The following is a 284-nucleotide window of genomic DNA, read 5'->3' on the forward strand; positions in this document are numbered from 1 at the left end:
GCATTCATTGCCAAGGCGATACTTCATGGTATTGCCGCCGAGGTCGAAGCAACTTTGCGGGCCTTTTTCTGAACTGCTGCCGACGCCGGCACGCAAATAACCGTGGAATTCACCTTCTGCTTCGCTGGCCTGTGCCATACCTGCGCTCAGGGCGAGCGCGACCAACGCGGACATACCGCGCAGTTTGCTGTATTTCATGTTGTCTCCGTCTTTTTGATCTAAGTGTTTTATGGGGTGCGACAACAAAAGCCAGCATGTGGAATGTAGGGGTAGAGAGGACTCAT

General features: G+C 53.2%; 1 protein-coding gene. It reads right to left on the reverse strand.

Annotated elements, in window-relative coordinates:
* A partial coding sequence (locus KDM89_RS21940) for a carbohydrate porin (RefSeq protein ID WP_212689866.1) occupies nt 1-198 on the reverse strand: 198 nt, incomplete at its 3' end.
* Between the last annotated feature and the right edge of the window lie 86 nt (nt 199-284).

This window comes from Cognatundibacterium luofuense (genome assembly GCF_018139685.1).
In the GTDB taxonomy this organism is placed as follows: domain Bacteria; phylum Pseudomonadota; class Gammaproteobacteria; order Burkholderiales; family Burkholderiaceae_D; genus Undibacterium; species Undibacterium luofuense.